The organism is Pelovirga sp. C15f (assembly GCF_057178085.1).
Window position 1 is genome coordinate 599,015 of the sequence record NZ_JBXUCV010000001.1, and the last position, 19,367, is coordinate 618,381.

General features: G+C 53.7%; 10 protein-coding genes and 1 tRNA gene. All 11 read right to left on the minus strand.

Annotated elements, in window-relative coordinates:
* Positions 1-6 precede the first annotated feature (6 nt).
* A complete protein-coding gene (locus AC1931_RS02920) occupies positions 7-825 on the minus strand; it encodes a sulfite exporter TauE/SafE family protein (protein WP_483875728.1) in 819 nt (272 codons plus the stop codon).
* 55 nt (positions 826-880) lie between these two features.
* Positions 881-954, minus strand: a tRNA-Cys gene (locus AC1931_RS02925).
* Positions 955-1,056: 102 nt separating this feature from the next.
* The gene (locus AC1931_RS02930; RefSeq protein WP_483875729.1) at positions 1,057-2,436 is read right to left on the minus strand and encodes a PQQ-dependent sugar dehydrogenase; all 1,380 of its coding nucleotides are present in this window, start codon (positions 2,434-2,436) and stop codon (positions 1,057-1,059) included.
* Between the two features lie 36 nt (positions 2,437-2,472).
* Positions 2,473-3,195, minus strand: a complete 723-nt coding sequence (locus AC1931_RS02935; protein ID WP_483875730.1) for a 4'-phosphopantetheinyl transferase family protein — start codon at positions 3,193-3,195, stop codon at positions 2,473-2,475.
* 43 nt (positions 3,196-3,238) lie between these two features.
* Complete coding sequence (locus tag AC1931_RS02940; protein WP_483875731.1) at positions 3,239-4,702, minus strand: sensor domain-containing diguanylate cyclase; 1,464 nt, start codon at positions 4,700-4,702, stop codon at positions 3,239-3,241.
* A gap of 276 nt (positions 4,703-4,978) precedes the next feature.
* Positions 4,979-5,971, minus strand: coding sequence for an NAD-dependent epimerase/dehydratase family protein (locus AC1931_RS02945; protein ID WP_483875732.1), 993 nt, complete (start codon positions 5,969-5,971; stop codon positions 4,979-4,981).
* Entirely contained in the window at positions 5,968-7,638 is a 1,671-nt protein-coding gene (locus AC1931_RS02950) for a fatty acid CoA ligase family protein (protein ID WP_483875733.1), read from the minus strand. Before AC1931_RS02950 ends, AC1931_RS02945 begins: the two co-directional genes overlap by 4 nt.
* The gene (locus AC1931_RS02955; protein WP_483875734.1) at positions 7,635-8,552 is read right to left on the minus strand and encodes an alpha/beta fold hydrolase; all 918 of its coding nucleotides are present in this window, start codon (positions 8,550-8,552) and stop codon (positions 7,635-7,637) included. The genes AC1931_RS02950 and AC1931_RS02955 overlap by 4 nt, the downstream gene beginning before the upstream one ends.
* The gene (locus AC1931_RS02960) at positions 8,546-9,589 is read right to left on the minus strand and encodes a 3-oxoacyl-ACP synthase III (RefSeq protein WP_483875735.1); all 1,044 of its coding nucleotides are present in this window, start codon (positions 9,587-9,589) and stop codon (positions 8,546-8,548) included. Before AC1931_RS02960 ends, AC1931_RS02955 begins: the two co-directional genes overlap by 7 nt.
* A 153-nt stretch (positions 9,590-9,742) precedes the next feature.
* A complete protein-coding gene (locus tag AC1931_RS02965) occupies positions 9,743-16,705 on the minus strand; it encodes a beta-ketoacyl synthase N-terminal-like domain-containing protein (protein WP_483875736.1) in 6,963 nt (2,320 codons plus the stop codon).
* A 2-nt stretch (positions 16,706-16,707) separates the two neighbouring features.
* Positions 16,708-19,367: SDR family NAD(P)-dependent oxidoreductase (locus AC1931_RS02970; RefSeq protein WP_483875737.1), on the minus strand; the 2,660-nt coding region annotated here is incomplete at its 5' end.

Here is a 19,367-nt window from a genome sequence, read left to right on the forward strand (position 1 = left end):
ATCTTGTTATAGATTGAAAACGATTTTAACGCCGATCAACATCAGTACTACGGCAAAAATCCGAATCAGTTTGGTTTGACTGGTCTTGCCGGCAAAGCGTACACCCAGGCGTGCGCTGATCATCGTCACCGGTGCCACCAGCAGCACTACCAGCCAGTTGACATAGCCGATGGAATAGGGGGCAACGGTTAACTGCTGCATGCCATGCCAGACATAACCTGTAACCGCAGCCAGGGAAGAAACGACAATCAAAGCGCTGGAATTGCCTACCGCCAACCGCATCGGCAGATGCAGCAACAACAGGAGCAACGGAACCGTCACAATTCCGCCGCCAATACCAAAAAAAGCGGAAAATGACCCCCCGATAAAGCCGACTGCAACAAATTGCCAGGGACGGGCACAGTCAATACATTCCGGCGGCAGATAGGGTTGTTTAAAAAACAGCAGTCGTACACTGATAACGATCTGCAGCAGACCAAAGCAGATTTTGAGGATGCTGCCGGAAACCAGGGATGCAATGGTGGCGCCAAGCAGACCACCAATAACCCCACCAATAGACAGGTACAGTATCATCTCACCGTGGATATTCCCACGTTTGCGATGACCGAGGGTACTGCTGACAGCCGTTGGCAGGATAATCGCGAGGCTGGTGCCAAAAGCGGTATGGACAACCAGCTCCGGAGAAAATCCGGCAATCGGAAAAAGCCACAAGAATAACGGCACCAGAATAACGCCGCCACCAATGCCCAGCAACCCGGCCAGAAAACCGGCGATTATGCCGAACGTGATGGTCAGACTGATAACCTGTGGAGTCAGAATATCCATGGAAAACAACCGAAAAAAAAGTGCCAGCCGTTGAAGGCTGGCACTTTTGAGTTACTGGAGGCCCCGAGCAGATTCGAACTGCTGATAAAGGTGTTGCAGACCTCTGCCTTACCACTTGGCGACGGGGCCGAAATGCGCCGATCCGGCGTGCAGATTGAAGTACCAAATAGACCGTAGAGTGTCAAGGAGAAAATCCTTCCGTTTACACCAAGTCGTGGATAACAGGTCAACTTAACGTCCTTGCTCTCCACCCTGATTCGACGCCACCGGCCAACCAACACGATAGATGGCTTGAGTTCTTTCATCACTGATAAATAAATCCCCCTGTTCTGAGACGGCCAGAGCAATCGGTGCCCCCCATTCGGGATCCCAACCACGTAAAAAATCCATCACTTTCCCGCTGATGTTACCCTGGTCATAGGGTAAACGGATAATTTTCGGGCCGGGACGGTTTGAGCGATCACTACTGCCACGACACAAAATGTAGATGCTGCTCTGATACTCCTCGGGGGCTCTCAGCCTGGAACCGAAGATGAGCCCCATGGGCCGGCACAGGGGGGGAAGATCAACGTTAGCCGGCACGGTATCACGACATAATTTTTCCGAACCCAGTTGCAGATCGGGCGTCTGTTGACCATAGCAATAAGGCCAGCCGTAGTGCTCCCCCGCTCTGATACGATTCAGTTCAGCGGGTGGAGAACCTCGTCCCTGCAGCTCACGGCTGATATCGGTTGCCCATAACTGACTGGTATCCGGGGCCACCGCCATGCCCACGCTGTTGCGTAAACCATAGGCATATTCACGAGCTTCACCGGTGTCGGGATCAATCCTGATAATGGTCGCCCGTCGTTGATCTTCCTCTTCGCAGGCATTGCAGCGTGAGCCGATGGAAAGATAAAGAAATCCGTCACTGTCACTGGTAAGTGTGCGCATCCAGTGACCACCATCATCCGGCAAGCCATCAAGCAGAATATCTTCTGCATCAACCAGCAGATCAAGATTGCTGTCGATCAGTTCAAGCACCTGATAAGGTTCAGCGACAAACAGTCGCCCGTTACTAAGGGCCAAACCGAAAGGGCGATCCAAACCGGAATGATAAAGTAACGGGTGATCCCTGGACTGCCCTGTGCTGATCTGATCAATCAGATAGATTGCACCAAGGTCCGACAAGGTCACATACATCCGGTCATCTACGATCAGCATCTGACGGGCCGGGGCCGGCAGCCGGGCAATCAGCTCGATGGTAACGGCTGATGAACTTTCAAGGAAACGTTCCGTCATGAACTCTGACAATTCATCAACGACAGGCACCTCAATGCTGACCGGAAAGAAGTCAGGACTTGTTCCCTTAAGAGCGGACAGGCGCGGAGTGTGTTGAGGAAAAAACTGATTGAGCAGCGCCAGGGCGGCGATAGCTGTGACCGCGAGGGTCAGTACGGTAGCCCGGATATGAGTCAGCTTGAGCATTAACCCCATCCCGCTGCCAAGCAGAAAAACCGGCAACAGCAGAGAGAGTGAGGCACGGCCAAACTGTCCAGTCACCAGAAAGGCACTGAGCCAGCCTAATAACAGCAGCAGAAACACCATCAGCCGTTGTAGCTGTTTTATCATAAATATGGCCTATGGAATCAGGTGATGATTTTAAGGTTAGCACAAAGGCGGGTTTAATAAAGGGGTATCTGCAATAGAAACAAGCTCATCATGATAGCGAATAATCCGTGATACATGACAAGCAACCGCAACGGCAGCGACATAGCCCTTTGCCGGAACAAAAAAACACCCGAACTCCGGCATGAACACTGTCTTCATCTCGCCCAGCCCGATTCCCAGCATTTTTAATCTGGCCTCTTTAGCTGTCCACAGGCGGTAAAAACCGCGATGTTTGCGGGTTACGGGAAACTCAGAAAATAATGTCATTTCAGCTTCATCAAAAGCATAGTTGCCTAGCTGCTGCAGATTGTCTTTCATCACTACTTCTTCGATATCAACACCGACATCAGGCCCGGAGGTCACAGCGAGGACGGCCCAGTCCCCCGAGTGGGATAAATTAAAACTGATTTCCGGACGATGCTCCCTGTCGAGGAAGGGTTTCCCCAATTGGCTGTAGGCAAAACGAACCGTAACAGGCGAGCACTGAAGATACCAACCGAGAATCCGCCGTAAATTGGAGCGCGCGGCAATGAATCTTCGCTGATGCAGAGGATTTATAAACCGATCAGCGCGTACAGATTCCTCTGCTGACAGCGATTGCCGCAAAACAGCCGCAGCTTGAACAGAAATGTCGATGCGAAAACGCCAGAGATGCAGTTCATCAGCCTTTATCAATAGCGACGTTGTTGGCGACTGCCAGAGTGAAATGTCAATGGTCACCAAACGCCTCCTGCTGTAACTACTTAGCGTTTAAACAAGTCTTTTAGCCATTTGCAGCCTCAGGGTCAACCGCTACGCGATTGCGTCCATCATTCTTGGCCCGATAAAGTGCCGCATCTGCACGATTTATGGTCTGATCCAGGGTTTCTAGACCATCATACTCACTGATGCCAAGACAAAGCGTCAGGGTTACTGTTCCGCTGTCCGTCTGCAAGCCGTATCCTGCGACCTTTACACGGATATCCTCAGCCAGGCGTTTAGCCTCCGACAAGGTACAACCTTTGAGCAGCAGCAGAAACTCTTCACCGCCCCACCGCACTGCCAGGTCCGATTCACGCAAACTGCTGCTGAGCAGGTTGGCTAACTGCCGCAAAGCCTCGTCACCACAACGGTGGCCAAAACGATCATTGATCAGTTTGAAATGATCAATATCGATCAACAGAATACTAAACGGACGCGGTTCACGGCGATAATCTTGCAGCAGTTTTTTAAAGAGGATTGATGATGCATGGCGATTAAGCAGGCCGGTCAACTCATCGGTGGAAGCCAGTCGCTCCAGCCGTTTCTGATAACGCACCAGTACCAGCTGGGTGATATAGACAACCACCAAGGTCACCACAAAACTGAATGCCAGATTAAAATAAAGGGTATTTCGGATGCCACTTAAGGCAACGGACTCATTCTGAATGACAAAGAGATGCCAGTTGAGTTCGGGCAAAAAATTAACGTGGAGAATAAAACGGTCTCCATCCACCTGATATTGATAGTGCCCGCGCATTTTACTGAGAATCTGATCCATCAACGGACCAAGACCGGCTGTAGCACGCAGGTCGACCTTCTTGATATGATCGCCAAAAACCACCATCTCGCCGGAGTCGTCAACAAAGTAGATGGTACGGTCAAAACGCGCCTGATATTCGTTAATCAGGCGTTGCACTGCCTCCACCGTCAAACCGACACCGGTTGCACCAATATATAGCCCTTCGTAATCAAAGATCCGGTAATTGATAAAAATTGTCAGGGCATCGGCATTGGCCAGATCAGGATCAACGTTGATCTCGTAGTCCTCACTCATTGAGCGTACCCGATAGTACCACTCATCCCGCAGGTCCTCGGGTGAAACCTGTTTCAGAATCCCCTCGCCGGTGTAATAATTACCGGTTTTATCCGACACCAGAAAACTGCTGAAGGCGCCGTGACGAGCCCGAACCTCCTGCAGGTAACGGACAATGTCCTGGGGATCCAACTCGCCACGCAGAATCCAGTCACGAACAAAGGTATCGTGGGCCATGGTATTTGAAATCAGCACCGGGCGAACCAGATCCTTCTGGATTTCAGAGTAAATATTACTTGAGGTTAAAGGTAGATCCTGATCAATGATGGTTGCTCGAATCGCCTGGCGGGAAACCTGGTAGCCCAGTAAAGAAATAGCCACAAACCCGATAGTCAGGAGTACCCACATGATGATGATCAGGCGATTGCGATCTTGCTGATAGGGATTTACCATGGCTGAGAACCTTGGAAACAGAAAAAAGTATTTTCACATGTTAAAGTCGGAATCTATAACGATCAGGTTGATTAATACAAGTCAAAGCTGACGTTGATAAAAACACCATCCGGCGCTATTGACTGAGTTGGATAGGATGATAATGACCTGGTGAATGCAAAAAATTCGGGACTTTATCTCAATGATTTTATCATGGCTGCCGAAACCCGACAGCTCCGCTAAAATCCGAAAGCCCGGTCGCATCTCGGCCGTGAATCCTTGACTGTGATCAAATGATCAAGCCCCCTCTTGCTGCAACCAGCGCCGTAAACGCTCCATCCCCTCTTTAATGCTGATTTGTGGTTGGTAGCCGAAATCACGTTGGGCGGCGGAAAGGTCAAACCAGTGAGCGGTGGCAAGCTCACGAGCGATAAAACGGGTCATGCGGGGCTCGCCCGCCAGGCGCAGGTGTTTGTAGATTGTCTCCAGCACAGCGCCGGCCAGATAGGCGAGCTGCGGTGAGATGGTTCTGGTGACCGGCGACAGATTACCGGCGGCGAGGATCTGATTAACCAGGTCCCACAATGGAATCGGCTCGTTGTTAGCGATAAAATACACCTTACCTGCAACGCGGGACCCGATCGACAGTTGTTGCGCTGCCTGCAGGTGGGCCACAGCTGCATTATCAATGTAGACTGCATCGATCAGATTATCCCCTTTACCGATGCGCCGCAGGTGCCCGCCACGTCCACGTTCCAGAATCCGTGGCACCAGATGATTGTCCCCCGGACCCCAGATCAGATGGGGACGCAGCGCCACGGTCGCCAGCTGATCACCATTAGCCGAAATAACCAGTTGTTCCGCTTGCGCTTTGGTCTGCGGATACGGGGCGTGAAAGTGACGCGGATAAGGAGCCGACTCGTCCACCCCTTCCATGTCGGAACCATCAAAGACAACACTGGGGGAGCTGGTATAAACCAGCCGCGTTACGTCTTGTTGGCGACAAGCGGCAATGACATTACGGGTACCAACCACATTAGCGTTGTAGAAATCCCGATAGTCTCCCCAGACCCCGGCTTTGGCTGCGACATGATAAACCAGCTCACACCCGTTAACGGCCCTGTCAACCTGCACCGGATCACTTAAGTCGCCGATAAACTGCTCAACTCCGGCAGTTGCAAGCCGTGGACAATGGTGGCGCGCCAGCGAACGCACCGACTTGCCCTGTTCAAGCAACATCTTGACGATCGCGCCGCCAAGAAAACCACGCCCCCCGGTGACGAGAATCATTGGGACACCTTCTGCTGCGCCCAGACCGCCAGTTTTTCCCGGAAAATCTTGGCATTGTGACGGATATCTACGGGGAAGGACGGATGAATCAGAAATCGCTCAATCTGCGCGGTGTGCGGGAATCTGCAGGCCAGATCGCGCAGATCGGCAATAATCCGCTGATGCTGTTTTTGATCAACTCCCGGTTCCAGCTCAATGCAGATAAGCGGGACTGTCTCGCCGGCAATCTGAACCCCAACCAACGCCGTGCGAAACACCAATGGATGGGTATTAAACACCCCTTCGCAGGGGATAGAGAACAGGGTTTTTCTTGCAGTAATGATGCGGTGAGATTTGCGCCCGCAGAACCAGATCCGCCCCTTTTCGTCATGGTAACCAAGGTCCCCCATGCGATGGAAAAAACGGTTATTGTCGGGATCTTCGATTTTAGCCAGCCGGGTTGATTCTACCCGGTTGAAGTAAGAACGGGTGACCTGCTCACCGGCAACGATGATTTCACCAATCTGCCCCGCAGAAAGCAACGACCCGGGGTCAAACTGCGCTATCGGCTCATCACTGATGGGGATGATACCGACTTCGACACCTGGCACCGGCAACCCAACGCATACGCCTCGGCCCTGATCAGTTAACTGACGGGTTTCTCCAAGAATCGTGGCACCGTCAATGGAGCAGACCGGCAAGGCTTCAGTAGCACCATAGGGGGTGAAAATACGTGCATCTTCAGGCAGCAGATGCCTGAACTGTTCAAGCGTTACAGCAGCTACCGGAGCACCGGCAGAGATCGCTCGTTTGAGGGTCGGCAATTTGACCCCGTGCTGGATACCGTACCTGGCGACCCGGCGAATCAAGGCTGGAGAACCAAACATGGTTGTCACCCCAAACCGCTCAATGGCCGCGATGATTTTTTGCGGGTCAACCTCCCCGGGACGGGTAAAGTCCATCTGCGGAATGACCGCGGTCATGCCAAGGGCAGGAGCAAAAAGGGCAAACAGGGGAAAAGTCGGCAGATCAATTTCACCAGACTCAATCTTATAGATATTCTTTAAAGCTTTAACCTGGGCAATAAAATTTTGATGAGTATAAACTACCCCCTTGGGCACTCCGGTGCTGCCGCTGGTAAAAAGAATAGCGGCAGTTTCATCCGGATCGGGCTCGATCGGCGCATATGAGACTTCCTTAGCTATTCCGGCAAGCAGGCGTGACAAGGAATATTCGTCAAACCACAGACGCGGACCGGTGGTCAATCGCACCGTCAGAACAGCGCGCGCCCAACCCAGCAGTCGGCGTGCCAGATGCGCTTTAGGAATACCGATAAATGCCGTAGGGTGCGCTTCTTCGAGGCAGATTTTCAAGTTTTTTGTCCCCATCCCGGGGTCAACCAGCACCGGCACGGCCCCTACCTTAAACAAGGCGAACGTCAGGGCAAAAAAAGCCAGGCCGGGGGTCACCATCAACACCGTCCTGACGCCTCGGCCAATCCCGAGATCACGTAGAACGACCGCGATGCGATTACTTTCCAGCTCGAGCTCAGCGTAGGTATAACAAGAATAGTTTTGCTGCGGCGAGAAACGCCCGACCGGACAATAGACCGCCACCGTGTCCGGTTGACGTTTAGCCATCGCAGGGAGATAGGCGGCAATATTACCGAAGGATTCGGTGCTCATCATGTCGCGGGTTGTTGTTCCAGCGGGTTTTTCCGTAGAAAATCACGAATGATCGGGATGATTTCTTCGGTTGCATCTTCAAGGACATAGTGGCCACAATCAGGAAAACGGTGCACTTCAGCTTGAGGAAAACGTGTTTCCCACTCACGCAAAAAATACTGATCAAAAACGAAGTCCTTGTCCCCCCAGAGAATACAGACCGGTACCTGGGCAAACTGGGTCAGTCCCTTCTCAACCTCGTTAACCAGTGCGTAGCTGGGATCATCAGGTTGTAGAGGAATGTCCTGAACGAACCGTAAGGTGGCGATCCGGTGCTGCCAGTTGTCGTAAGGGCTGCAATAGAGTTGTCGCAGTTCCGCCGGCATGGGATTGCGCTTGCACCCGATCTTGGCGGCAAAGCGGGCAAAGAGGTTAAAACCCTGCACCAGAAAAACACCTAACTGGGAGTCGCGACAGATTTTCAAAGCCGGCGGCAGTTTTTTTCCGACGGGCAGATGAAACGCAGCGGTATTCATCAGCACCAGCCGCGCCAGGCGCTGCGGGTGGCGAATCGCCCAGGCCATACCAATCATGCCCCCCCAATCATGAACAACCAGAGTAATTTTTTCCGGCAACTCAAGATGATCAATCAGCCGTTCAAGATCGTCAACGCGCTGCTTGAGGTGATACTGATAAAGAGAATCCGCCGGTTTCATCGACAGTCCACAGCCGATATGATCCGGCACAATCACGCGATGACGCTTGCTGAGTTGCCGCGCCAGGTTGCGATAGTAAAACGACCAGCTCGGGTTACCATGAAGCATGACAACCGGCGAACCCTTGCCTTCATCAATATAATGATAAGCCAGACCATTCAGGTCGAGAAAATGACTTTTGAAGGGGTATTCGGATTTAAACAGCGGAGAATCAATTACCATTGAATAGCCATCATCAGACAGTTCAGGCCACTGCCGATACCAAGAAAACCGACCAGGTCACCAGGACGCAGCAGGTCGCGTTCTTTCGCGATGGCTGCGGTGATCGGCAGGGACACGGTGCCCATATTACCGAGAAACTCAAAGGTTTGAAAATCTTTTGCGGGATCAATACCAAGATTCTTGAGAATCAGGCGCTGATGTGCTTCCCCAACCTGATGGCAGATAACCTTATCGATTTTATCAGCCGTGATACCAAGCTTACTACTAAATAACTCCCAGGTGCGTTTGCCCAGCTCAACCCCGTGTTTCATAACAGCTACGGCATCAGTCTGCATGAACGGCTGCTGACAGGCAGCAGACTCCTGGGTCAGACCCCAGCGGCACAGTTCATGATACTGAGGTTCAGCGACGTTGACTCCGCCCAGCAGTTTTGGTCGTCGTGAAGGAGAAAAAGAACCATCGGTCAACAACACAGCAGCAGCACCGGAGCCACCGGTCAGGGTCGCCAGGGATTGGGTAAACAGGGGCATGGTCGGATTGTCGAGCATCTTCTGGATCATGATCTCGTTAATTTCCCGCGAACTTTCGCAGGCAACCACCAGTCCGGCGCGGATCTGGCCCAGTTCAATCCGGTTAGCAATATCAAGCACTCCATTAAGAACACCAAGGCAAGCATTTGACAAATCGTAGATAGCAGTATCTCCACGAACACCAAGAGCCGAAGCAACGAGACAGGCGGTGGCGGGTTCAAAATGCTCACGGCAGACCCCTGCATAAACCACCGCGCCAATATCTTCAGCAGCAATATTACGCTCCTGCAGTGATTTTTTCGCTGCCGCAATGGCACCGTAAGAGATTGGCGTCCCCGGCTTCCACCAGCGCCGCTCACGGATCCCGGTCAGCGCTTCGAGCTGCCCCGGAGAGATGTGCAGCGCTTTATAAACTGGCGCAATCCGATTTTCCAGCTCGGTTGTGGTGACGACAATGGGAGCCAGTTCGTAACCGACCGATTCAATATGGACACGGGTATATCTCATTGATGAATAAACTTCACTGTTTTCAATAACCTCTTAGGCAGCAACGAGATTGTTAAATGCAAGTATTCAGAATACAGAATCCTGAAGAAAATTTCAGGGCATCTTGTAACATAATTTACCCGGAAGGTGAAGCAGCTGAAGTTTGACCGCAACTTACTTGTGAAGCCGCAAAGCAAACTGTTTCATCTGGTAGATAATTTTACCATCAACCAGCAACAGCCCATCTGCTTTAAGAGACTGATGGTCTTCATCAATCTCTGTGATAATTGCTTCAATCTCGACACGCTGATTAGTGGGGATAATCTGACCACGGTAATTCCAGCGATGTTCTTCCCCCAGCGTCATGGTTTCAAAACGGCTGTCAGCACTAATACCCCAACGCTCACTGACCACGACCTTGAGCAGTTGCAAAAAGGACTCAAGTCCTAGCGAACCGGGACAAACCGGATCCTGATAAAAATGGGCCTTAAAGAACCATTCATCGGGATCGACCACTTTGCTGCCACGAATAAACCCGAGTTGTTGTGGTCCACCGTCAGGGATATAGAGATCAATAGTGTCAACCATGCGCAGCATCGCATCGGGAAATGGTGGCCCAACCGGATACCCAAAGGTTTTGGCCCGACTGATCTGCTCTGGCGCCGGTTGCCAGCTTGTGGCCCCGCGGACTCCGACCTGCTGGGCCAGTGCGGCAGCTGAAAAAAATCCAAACACAGTGGTGCCCGTGTAAACCGGACCACCGCTGTCACTTACATTAAAATTGAATCCCTGGATGATCATCCCGCCGCTGCTGGCGATCCTGGTAATCTCCACGTTGATAGTGAGTGTGCCACTAGTTGACGTCACCGCTTTGTGCTGAATGGCCTGACCATCGAGATTGCGGAATGACAGATCGGTATCGCTGGTCAACGCCGAACCCAGGTAGGCCGCCAGCCAACCACAGGGTTGCAGACCGATCTCAAGCAATACGCTAAAGGGCATTTCCGGCTGCCGCCCGGCCCTAAAGTACCAGGCATCCGGCGGCACATCATATTCCGCCACTACAGCGGCCCCCTCAACCAGCTTCCACGGCTCTCCCTTGACATCAACAATCCGGTCGAGAAACTGGAAGGGCGGTCCGGGCAGGCGGGCTATTTTGCGCTCCTTATCAAAAATCCGGTAGGGTTCGCCGAATGCGTCGGAGGGGTTGCCGATGGCGAAAGCGGTGATCCGCTCACGATCGTAGAGAACCTGCTGATTTTGTTGCTTTACTGATGGGGTCTGAGGCTGCCAGAGGACCTCGACCTTTGTACGATCAAGGCCACTCAATCGAACCGACATGTCCGGGATTTCGACGATCGGGTGATCATCTGCAAACATCAAGGCATCAACAATGGCATAGGGCTCCGGAGCGTAACCCAGCTCTTTAATGCTTACCTGGTAGGTGACGGTTTTCGTCGTCTCAATGACCTGACCGCGACACTTCAAACCACTATGTACTCCGGGAACAGGTTCGCACCAGGTAGTATCACTCTCACCGATCCACCCCATGCGCAGCAGATAGATCCGCAAGGTGTGCATGCAACATTCGTACATCAAGGTCCCAGGCATGACCCGATCATCAACAAAATGACAGGTTAAAAACCAGGCATCCGGCTGAATGTCCATCTCCGCCCGGATCTGGCCGAGGCCGTAGCGTCCACCTTCAGGGTCAAGCAGAGTCACCCGATCAACCAGTTTCAACTTGTCACTAGGCAGCGTATAGGGCTTGTTCAAGGGCAAATGTGCAAACCCAGGACCGAAACAGCCGGCCAGATCTCCCGCATAAAGAGCCGCAACCTGGGCATCGTTGTAGGATTCAACCGTCAGCGGTACCAGTTCGCGCCAATCAGCGGGCATGCGGCCCGGCTGCGGCAGCAGATCAAGACGGGTATGAACAATCCCCTTGCCTGCAGCGAGTTCTGCCGCACTGAAGAATCCGGCACATCCATCCCGCATACTCAGTAAGGGTTCACCATTAACCGTCGCTTCGAAATGAAAACGGAACAGGTAGGTCTGATCCTGACGGAAAAATTTATCGATATGAATATCATAGCGGATTGTTTCACCGACCGTCGGCAAGCCGCGATGAAAGGTAACCACGGCATCGAGCAATCGATATACCGCCAACCCCCTGGTGATAAAATCGATTCCGAGATAGCCAGACAGAAACAGATCAGCCTGACCGGCTTCGACCGCAACACAGGTAGGGATGCGTCCACCATCAAGATACCAGCGATCAGCCGTGACATCATGTTCGGTAACCACGCGTCCGCAGGTCATCGAGCGGGGCTCCCCTTCCAGGGCAATAATCCGGTCAACCAGCATCAGTGGTTCATCGGGCAGTCGCACGCGGGTTGGAAATGTATCAATCTCGGCAAATTCCTTGCCAAGCACCCTGGCCGCCGATCCGACCGCAAACTCCATACACTGATGGCGATTAAAAACCGGGGCAACTCTAGTACTTACCTGCTCTGCAGGTGTCCCTTTAATAACCGACGCTGAAAGCAGATCGGCATGGTGCTTATCATCGACAGGTAACTGATCCAGATCAAGGAGCCCCCCATCCCCCTGCCGCAACAGTTGCTGCTGGTAAGCGATCTGCTCAGCCAGAGAGCGTTCAAGATCAGCCGACAGTTCCAGAAAGGCCGCATGAGCCATCGCTCCAGCGGCATGAGCATCACGAAATCCTGTGGTTAACTGGGTCAGCACTGTGCCATCAATACTGACCGGTTGCAGGGATTCGGGGGTTTCTTGTGGTTTCGGTGACAAACAAGGAATTGCGCTGGCCGCTGCCGCCAACGACGGATCAACCTGCGGTGCCGAACCATTTTTAACCGGTAGCGCTGGCGTAAAAGCAGCACTGCCGGTGGTCGTAAGAATCTGCGGACGTCGGCCGGACCTGTCGAGCAATTCGACCTTGTCGGCGGGGTAAAGTGGTGACAGGTCCAGTTTGATCCCTTCAGCCAGACAGTGCCCTAACAGCCGCAGGAACGGCACTGACGCATCCTGTCCCGCCACACAGAAAGAACGGGCCAGATGTGGGCGCTCACCAAGAATACTGGAAATCATCCGCGTACAGGACGAGCCGGGCCCAACTTCAAGGAAGATTCTGGCACCGTCAGCATAAAGGCGTTCAATCACCCGTGGATAGTCAATCGTATCGATAGCCTGCGCCAGAATCGCATCGGCGGCATTGGTAGTGGTCAGGGGATATTTGCCACCGAAAGCGCAACTGTAAAAATCGATACCTCGCGGCGCCCTGACATCGAACAAGTGAAGATTACGGTAGGCATCCGCCACGGCCCTGGTTACTTCGCAATGAACCGTTGTGACGCCCTGTAATGGGATAAAATGGCAGCCCAGTTCCTTAACCGCCAGGTCAACCTGCTGACGCTGGCCGCCAATTACACACTCTTTGTAGGTATTGATAATCAACAAGTAGACCTGTTTTTTGCCGGCAAGAACCTTTTTGACCTGATCAGCCGAGACATTAACAATACCCAGACACCAGTCAACCTGCTGGCCGGGCGGCAAACCCCAGGTCCGGCGGGCGGCACGACACTCACCAGCCAATTCGCTGGTAAACAGGGGGGAATCCTTAAGGCGCTGCAGCATGGCATCGCGCTCTCGCCAGGCACCGGTTGAAAATAAACCGGAAGATTCCCCGAGGCTGTAACCACTGACCATCTGTGGCCTGATGGCGAATCGGCAGAGCAGATCGTGCAGGGCGGTGCACAGAGCCACATGGGAAATAACCAACGCGTTATGATCCTCCAGCAGCGCGTCGCTCAGAGAACCATTCCAGAAATGCTGTGGCTGATACTGATCGGCAAGACGGGCATTGACAGTTTCCTGAACGCTATAGACTTCCGGCCAGCGCACTCCCAGATCGCGCCCCATCCCGGCAAAATGATTGCCGGAACCGGGAAATATAAAAGCTATTTTTCCTTTGTCTGCAAGGCGCTCACGGCTGAAAAACACCCGTTCACGCTGTGCTGGAGACAACAAGTCAGCGAATTTCAGAGACTCATCGGCAGCTAGACGTTCGAGCTGACGAGCTACCTGATCAAGTTGTGCATTCAGTTCCACAGGGCTTTCTACTACCAGCGTCAGACACAGTGAGACTTCAGCTAAAGGGGGGTGGTTGTGATACCAGCGTCGGGCCAGCTGATCACAGCATTCGTCGCGATACTGTGCCGCAAGCTGTTTCAGCTCGGTTAATCTTTCGCCCACACCACCTAAACTGTCAGCGTATAGGGCAAACAGCCCGGCGGCTAAATCACCTAGGGGGCGATCAACGCCCGGAGCAGGCAGATTTCCCTGATGCTCCTCGACAATCAGGGCAGAATAACTGCCGTCGTTGCCCAACGCCGTGACCATTGCACGACGCATCCCTTCCGCGTGGTTGGTTAACCAGTACTGGGGCGTATCAACTACCCGAAACAGTGGGGGCGAAGTTATCCATTCAGAGCGCAGCGCTGTCAGCCGCCGGACAGGTGGTAACAGCCGTTGTTTTAAGCACAGAATGGCCTTGATCACCGCAGCCATTCCCGCAGCACCGCCGGCATGACCGATATCTGCCTTGACACTGCCAAGCCAGCAAGATGTGTGGCGGTGTCGGTTGCCGAGGACCTTGGACAGAGTCGCCGCCTCAAGGGCATCGACTTCGGGGTCACCACTGCCATCAACCTCCAGGTACCCGATGTCTGCCGGCTTCACACCGGCGCTGCTGCACGCTTGGGTCACAGCTTTGTGCAGAACCTCGGCCACCGGCAACAACTGATCAGGAGCACCACCGATGGCGGTACCGATACCACTGATAACAGCATGGATCTGATCGCCATCCTGGCGGGCATCTTCCAGGCGTTTAAGCACCAGTGCCCCCGCCCCTTCACCCAGATGAACACCCTGACTCTCACGGTCAAGAGGACGTGACTGATCAACACTGACAAAAGGAGTCAGATGCTGACGACTGACTACATCCCGCAAATCAGCGGCGAGATCGACAGCGCCGACCAGTGCACGTTTGATGGAGCCTTCCTGGAGAGCATGAATGGCCACCTCAATGGCGCGCAAGCTGGAATTTTCTTCACTGGAAATGGTGAAACTCGGACCGCCGACACCGAATTCCCTGGCAATCCGGCTGGCGACAACGCTACCCAACGCACCCATGGTTCGGTTGGCTGTCAGTGCCGGCCCGGCGGCATCCCGTAATTGATCTATCCAGGCAGACAGTTCGTCCTCAGTTAATGTGAGCCCCAGCTCCTGGGCCCAGAGGTGTGCCTGCTGCGCCAGTCCCCAGCGAAAACTGAAGTTGGTAGCATTCAGGTCAAGGCCACAACCGATAAACACCCCGGTAAACAGATGATCGTCATGGTCAGCATTGGCATCCCGCAGGGCGGCTGCAGCGACCTTGAGCATCAGCAACTGGCGCGGCAGCATTTCTGCCATCTCCGTTGGCGGAATGCGAAATTCCCCGGCAGCTGCACTGATCGGCCCAAGGCAAAAACCTTGGGGCAGGCCCTGCGGAAAAATCTGCTGCAGCCAACGACTTTCACCTGCTCCCCACCAACTTATGGGAGTGTCAGGAACGACCTTGTCATCAATGCCGAACAGCCGCTGTCGCAGCCCCTGCGGCTCAAACCAGGGGCCGTAATGAGCGGCCAGTCCGACTACGGCAATTGGGGGCTGACGGGCCGAGAAGGATGGATGGAGGGTCACCTTCTTGCGCGTTGCACGCTCCGGTTGCCATTCTTCAAGCAACATATGGGCATTGATGCCACCAAAACCAAAGGCGCTGACAGCAGCACGACGCGGCACTTCTGCACGACGCTGGTGCCAGGAACAGGCCTGGCCAAGAAGCCTAAACGGACTCTTGTCCAGATCAACCCCGGCCGGTGGCTGCTCAAAATGTGTCTGTGGCGGCAGCGTCTGATGGGACAAGGCGAGAATGGTCTTGATTGACGCTGCGGCACCAGCTGCGGTCAACAGGTGACCGATGTTGGCCTTTACGGAACCGATAACACATTGGCCACTACGCCAACCACTGCTGCCCCACAGTTGCTGTAGACTGGAAAATTCAACTGCATCGCCTACTGGAGTGCCGGTAGCATGGCATTCAATCAGGTCAACATCACTGGGCTGCCAACCGGCTTGTCGATACGCGGCGCGCATCGCCCGTAGCTGTCCTTCAGACGAAGGTGCCAGCAGATTACCCTGCAGGTCATTGGAAAGTCCGATACCACGAATCACCGCCAGAATCTGATCGCCATCGCGCTGCGCATCGCGGGTCCGCTTGAGCAACAACAGGCCGCACCCCTCCCCGACCACCAGACCGTTACCGGAACGGTCAAAAGGCGCACAACGACCTGTCGCCGAAAGGGCACGCAACTGGGAAAACCCCATCTGGGTATAAAGGGAATCAGGACGCGACAAACCACCGGCGAGCATCAGGTCGGCTCGGCCGGACAACAGTTCATCAACAGCCAGCTTAATCGCATAAAGGGAAGAAGCGCAGGCAGCGTCAAGGGTAAAACAGGTACCGCCAAAACCTAACCCACGGGCGAGAACGGCGGCCGGCAATCCGGCAACATGGTGGTTTTGTGTTACGATCGGACACTCACCAACCATTAAAGGCTGATCCGTGAGTTTTTCAACAAAGGTTTTACCCAGCAGTTGACGCGTCAGAGCAGAGGATGAATCACTGGGCAACGCCAGATTGCCGATAATGACGCCGGCACGGGCCGGGTCAAAAGACGGTGCGCCGGCACTGGTCATGGTTTGCTGCCCGACCCGCAGCAACAAACGGAACATGGGGTCCAACTGACGGAGGAACCCGGCATCGATATCAAGCCCGGGAATCTCGGCTGAATCTGCTGGATCAGCAAGAAAACAGGCTTTGTCCGAATACACCCGGTCTGCAGCGCCAACTGCCGGATCGTAAATTTCTTCCGCCGGTAACAGCCAGCGCCCGGGCGGCGGACAACGGGCACAGTTTCTTTTTTTGAGAATCAGGTCCCAGTAATCATCAAGATTTGCCGCGTCCGGAAACTCCCCCCCCATGGCAATAACAGCAACCGATTGGGCATAAGCCATTATCAGGCAACTCCTGTGAGCTTATTACGCTGAAAGGTGGCATTAAGGGAGGCATCGATCACGCATTCATAATTCTCCAGTCGTGCAACCAGTTGTCCATCAGCCGGATCAACAAAATCAATATCCGCTGTCGCACGATGTTGATTGTTGCTGATAATCCGGGCACGAACCTCCACCCCGTCAGCGGGAAAACGCTCCCGATATTGGCGGTAACGCCCGGCGAAAACCGGCAGGGAACCGGCCTGATACTGTTCAAAACTCCATAAAATCAACATCTGGAAACTGCTGTCCAGAGCCAGCGGGTCGGCAAACCAGCTATTACGCAAAGGTTGTTCGATCCATTCCTGCGGTTGTGGTGCCGGGCTCACCAGGGCATTAATCCCCTGCGCCGAACAACCCAGAATTTCACGCAATCCCTGGAAGGCCTCACCATGAAACAGCTTCTGGTCGGCGTAAATGCCGGCTGAGGCATTGGCATACCCATCAAGATCCAGCCTTGAACGGGGCTGACGCGCAGGACCGTAGCCAGCAGCAAGCACCACCCGCGCCCGGACATGGGCAACGGTGCGCCCCTGTTCATCACGACCGGAAAGTTCCACCGGCACCACATGCAAGCCATCACTCTTGATCGCCTTGCCGGTCATTGCTTGCAGATTGTAGGTCTGTCCCGCCTCAAGAATAATTCCTTTAAGCACCCTTAAATCATTCAACCCCTGAAATTTAAGACCCGGATGATTATGCCCGGCGGCATGGGCCAGCCATTCTACCATCAGGGCCACGGGCACGACAGCTTTACCATCAATAACATGGGATTTGAGCAGGGGAAATTGATCGATATTCAGATCCAGATCAAAAGCGTTTGAAAGGTACAGGTTCTGCGGCGGTTCAGGATCATCAGTAACAGCATCCTGAGCATGCCCACCGGCAATCACCAGCTCAACTGTCTTGTCTGTCGCGGTCAATTCCTTGAGCAGATAAGCCGCACCAGCCTGCAGATCGATAACCTCGACCCCTTCACGCGCAAACATTTTTTTCAACGTAGCGGTCACCATGCCGCCATCCCAGGGGCCCCAATTCATTGATAACACCCTGGCATGGGGATGACCCTGCGCAAATTGCTGGGCTATTTTGTTTAACACCTCATTAGCGGCGGCATAATCGGCCTGACCAATACGACCGAAGCGGCCGGTTGATGAGGAAAACATGACAAGGAATGCGAGTTCGTCGGAGTCGATGGCGGCCAGCAGATGACGACATCCTTTGACTTTGGTGTCATAGACCGCAAGAAACTGTTCACGGTTTTTATCCGCAATCAACTTGTCTGCCAGTACCCCGGCTCCATGAATCAACCCTTTAACCGCGCCGTACTGTTCTTGCAGATTGGTTATGGTAGCGGTTACCGCCTGCGCATCGCGTAAATCCACGGGCAGATACAAGGGCGTGGCGCCCGCGTTGAGAATATCATCGAGGGTGGAGCGAATCTCGCGACCAGCCAGGATCTGATCACACTGGTGTTGCAATTCTTTCGGCGCCGGAGGTGTTTCGCAATGATCCAGCAACGCCTTTTTAATCTCTGCCTCCGTATCGCAGCTCTTCAGCCAATCAGGCTCATCTGCGGGTAGCGGGCTGCGCCCCAGCAATGCCAGGGTAGGACGATATTTGCGCGCCAGGGCGACGGAAACCGCCGCAGTAACACCGCGAGCACCGCCACTGATGACAACCAGATCACCTTCTTCCAGCGCGAACTCCCGGGTATCAGCAGAAACATCTTTAGACACCAGTTCCAGAGTGGTCAATCCGGTTGACGACACCCCAATCTCAACCGGGGTGGTCGTAAATATCTCTTCGATCAGGGTCGTTGCTGCCGGAAGCACTTCCATCCCCATGCCCAGATCCAGCGCCTTGCAGTGAACTTCAGGCCATTCCAGAGCAGCCGATTTACACAAACCGGCCAAACCTCCAGAGAGAGGATCACCAAAACCGGAACGTGCGGGCAAACCAAAGCTGCCATTAAGGCGCGAAATTGTAGCAAAAAAGGCTCCCTGACCACGTCCCTGCTCGCGCAATTGTGGCGCGGCCAACTGCAACAGTTCAAAACTATCAGCGATAAAACGATCATCGCAGCCTTTAAGGGGCGCAACAATCAGCAGGCCACACAGATTTGCCGGAATATTCAAGTTAGTGATTTCCACCAGTTTGATCTTACGCGCAATCAGGTTGTGTCTGGTCAGGGATGCCGCCAGGGCATCAATCAGAGCGGAACCGTCATCGGTAATCCAGACCTGGGCCCCGGCGCCAAAGGAAAAGCCTTTAACGGGTCTTTTCTTGGGCAAACTGGCTAATCGCACTTCCTGCCGCTTGATGATCGGTAACGGTTCAGGCTCCTGGCCTTGAACAGCGACAGCCGGTTTTTCCGAGCCTGACACACTGCTGAGGAAATCGACAATCTGATCGATGGTCTGCAACGTGCCCAGATGCTCCGGTTTAACCGCCGGCAATTCAGGCAGACGTTCCTGCAGAGCCGAAAGAATTTCCACCCGCTTGATCGAGTCGATCCCCAGATCAGCATCCAGGGACATCCCCAGCTCCAGCATCTCCACCGGATAGCCGGTCTTCTCAGCGATGACATCGAGCAACGCGGTTGTCACCTGCGGGCCGTCTA

What these genes read in the sequence shown, in the direction of transcription:
- AC1931_RS02920 (WP_483875728.1), bottom strand. Translation starts at nt 825, where the DNA reads ATGGATATTCTGACTCCACAGGTTATCAGTCTGACCATCACGTTCGGC.
- AC1931_RS02930 (WP_483875729.1), bottom strand. Translation starts at nt 2,436, where the DNA reads ATGATAAAACAGCTACAACGGCTGATGGTGTTTCTGCTGCTGTTATTA.
- AC1931_RS02940 (WP_483875731.1), bottom strand. Translation starts at nt 4,702, where the DNA reads ATGGTAAATCCCTATCAGCAAGATCGCAATCGCCTGATCATCATCATG.
- AC1931_RS02945 (WP_483875732.1), bottom strand. Translation starts at nt 5,971, where the DNA reads ATGATTCTCGTCACCGGGGGGCGTGGTTTTCTTGGCGGCGCGATCGTC.
- AC1931_RS02950 (WP_483875733.1), bottom strand. Translation starts at nt 7,638, where the DNA reads ATGATGAGCACCGAATCCTTCGGTAATATTGCCGCCTATCTCCCTGCG.
- AC1931_RS02955 (WP_483875734.1), bottom strand. Translation starts at nt 8,552, where the DNA reads ATGGTAATTGATTCTCCGCTGTTTAAATCCGAATACCCCTTCAAAAGT.
- AC1931_RS02960 (WP_483875735.1), bottom strand. Translation starts at nt 9,589, where the DNA reads ATGAGATATACCCGTGTCCATATTGAATCGGTCGGTTACGAACTGGCT.
- AC1931_RS02965 (WP_483875736.1), bottom strand. Translation starts at nt 16,705, where the DNA reads ATGGCTTATGCCCAATCGGTTGCTGTTATTGCCATGGGGGGGGAGTTT.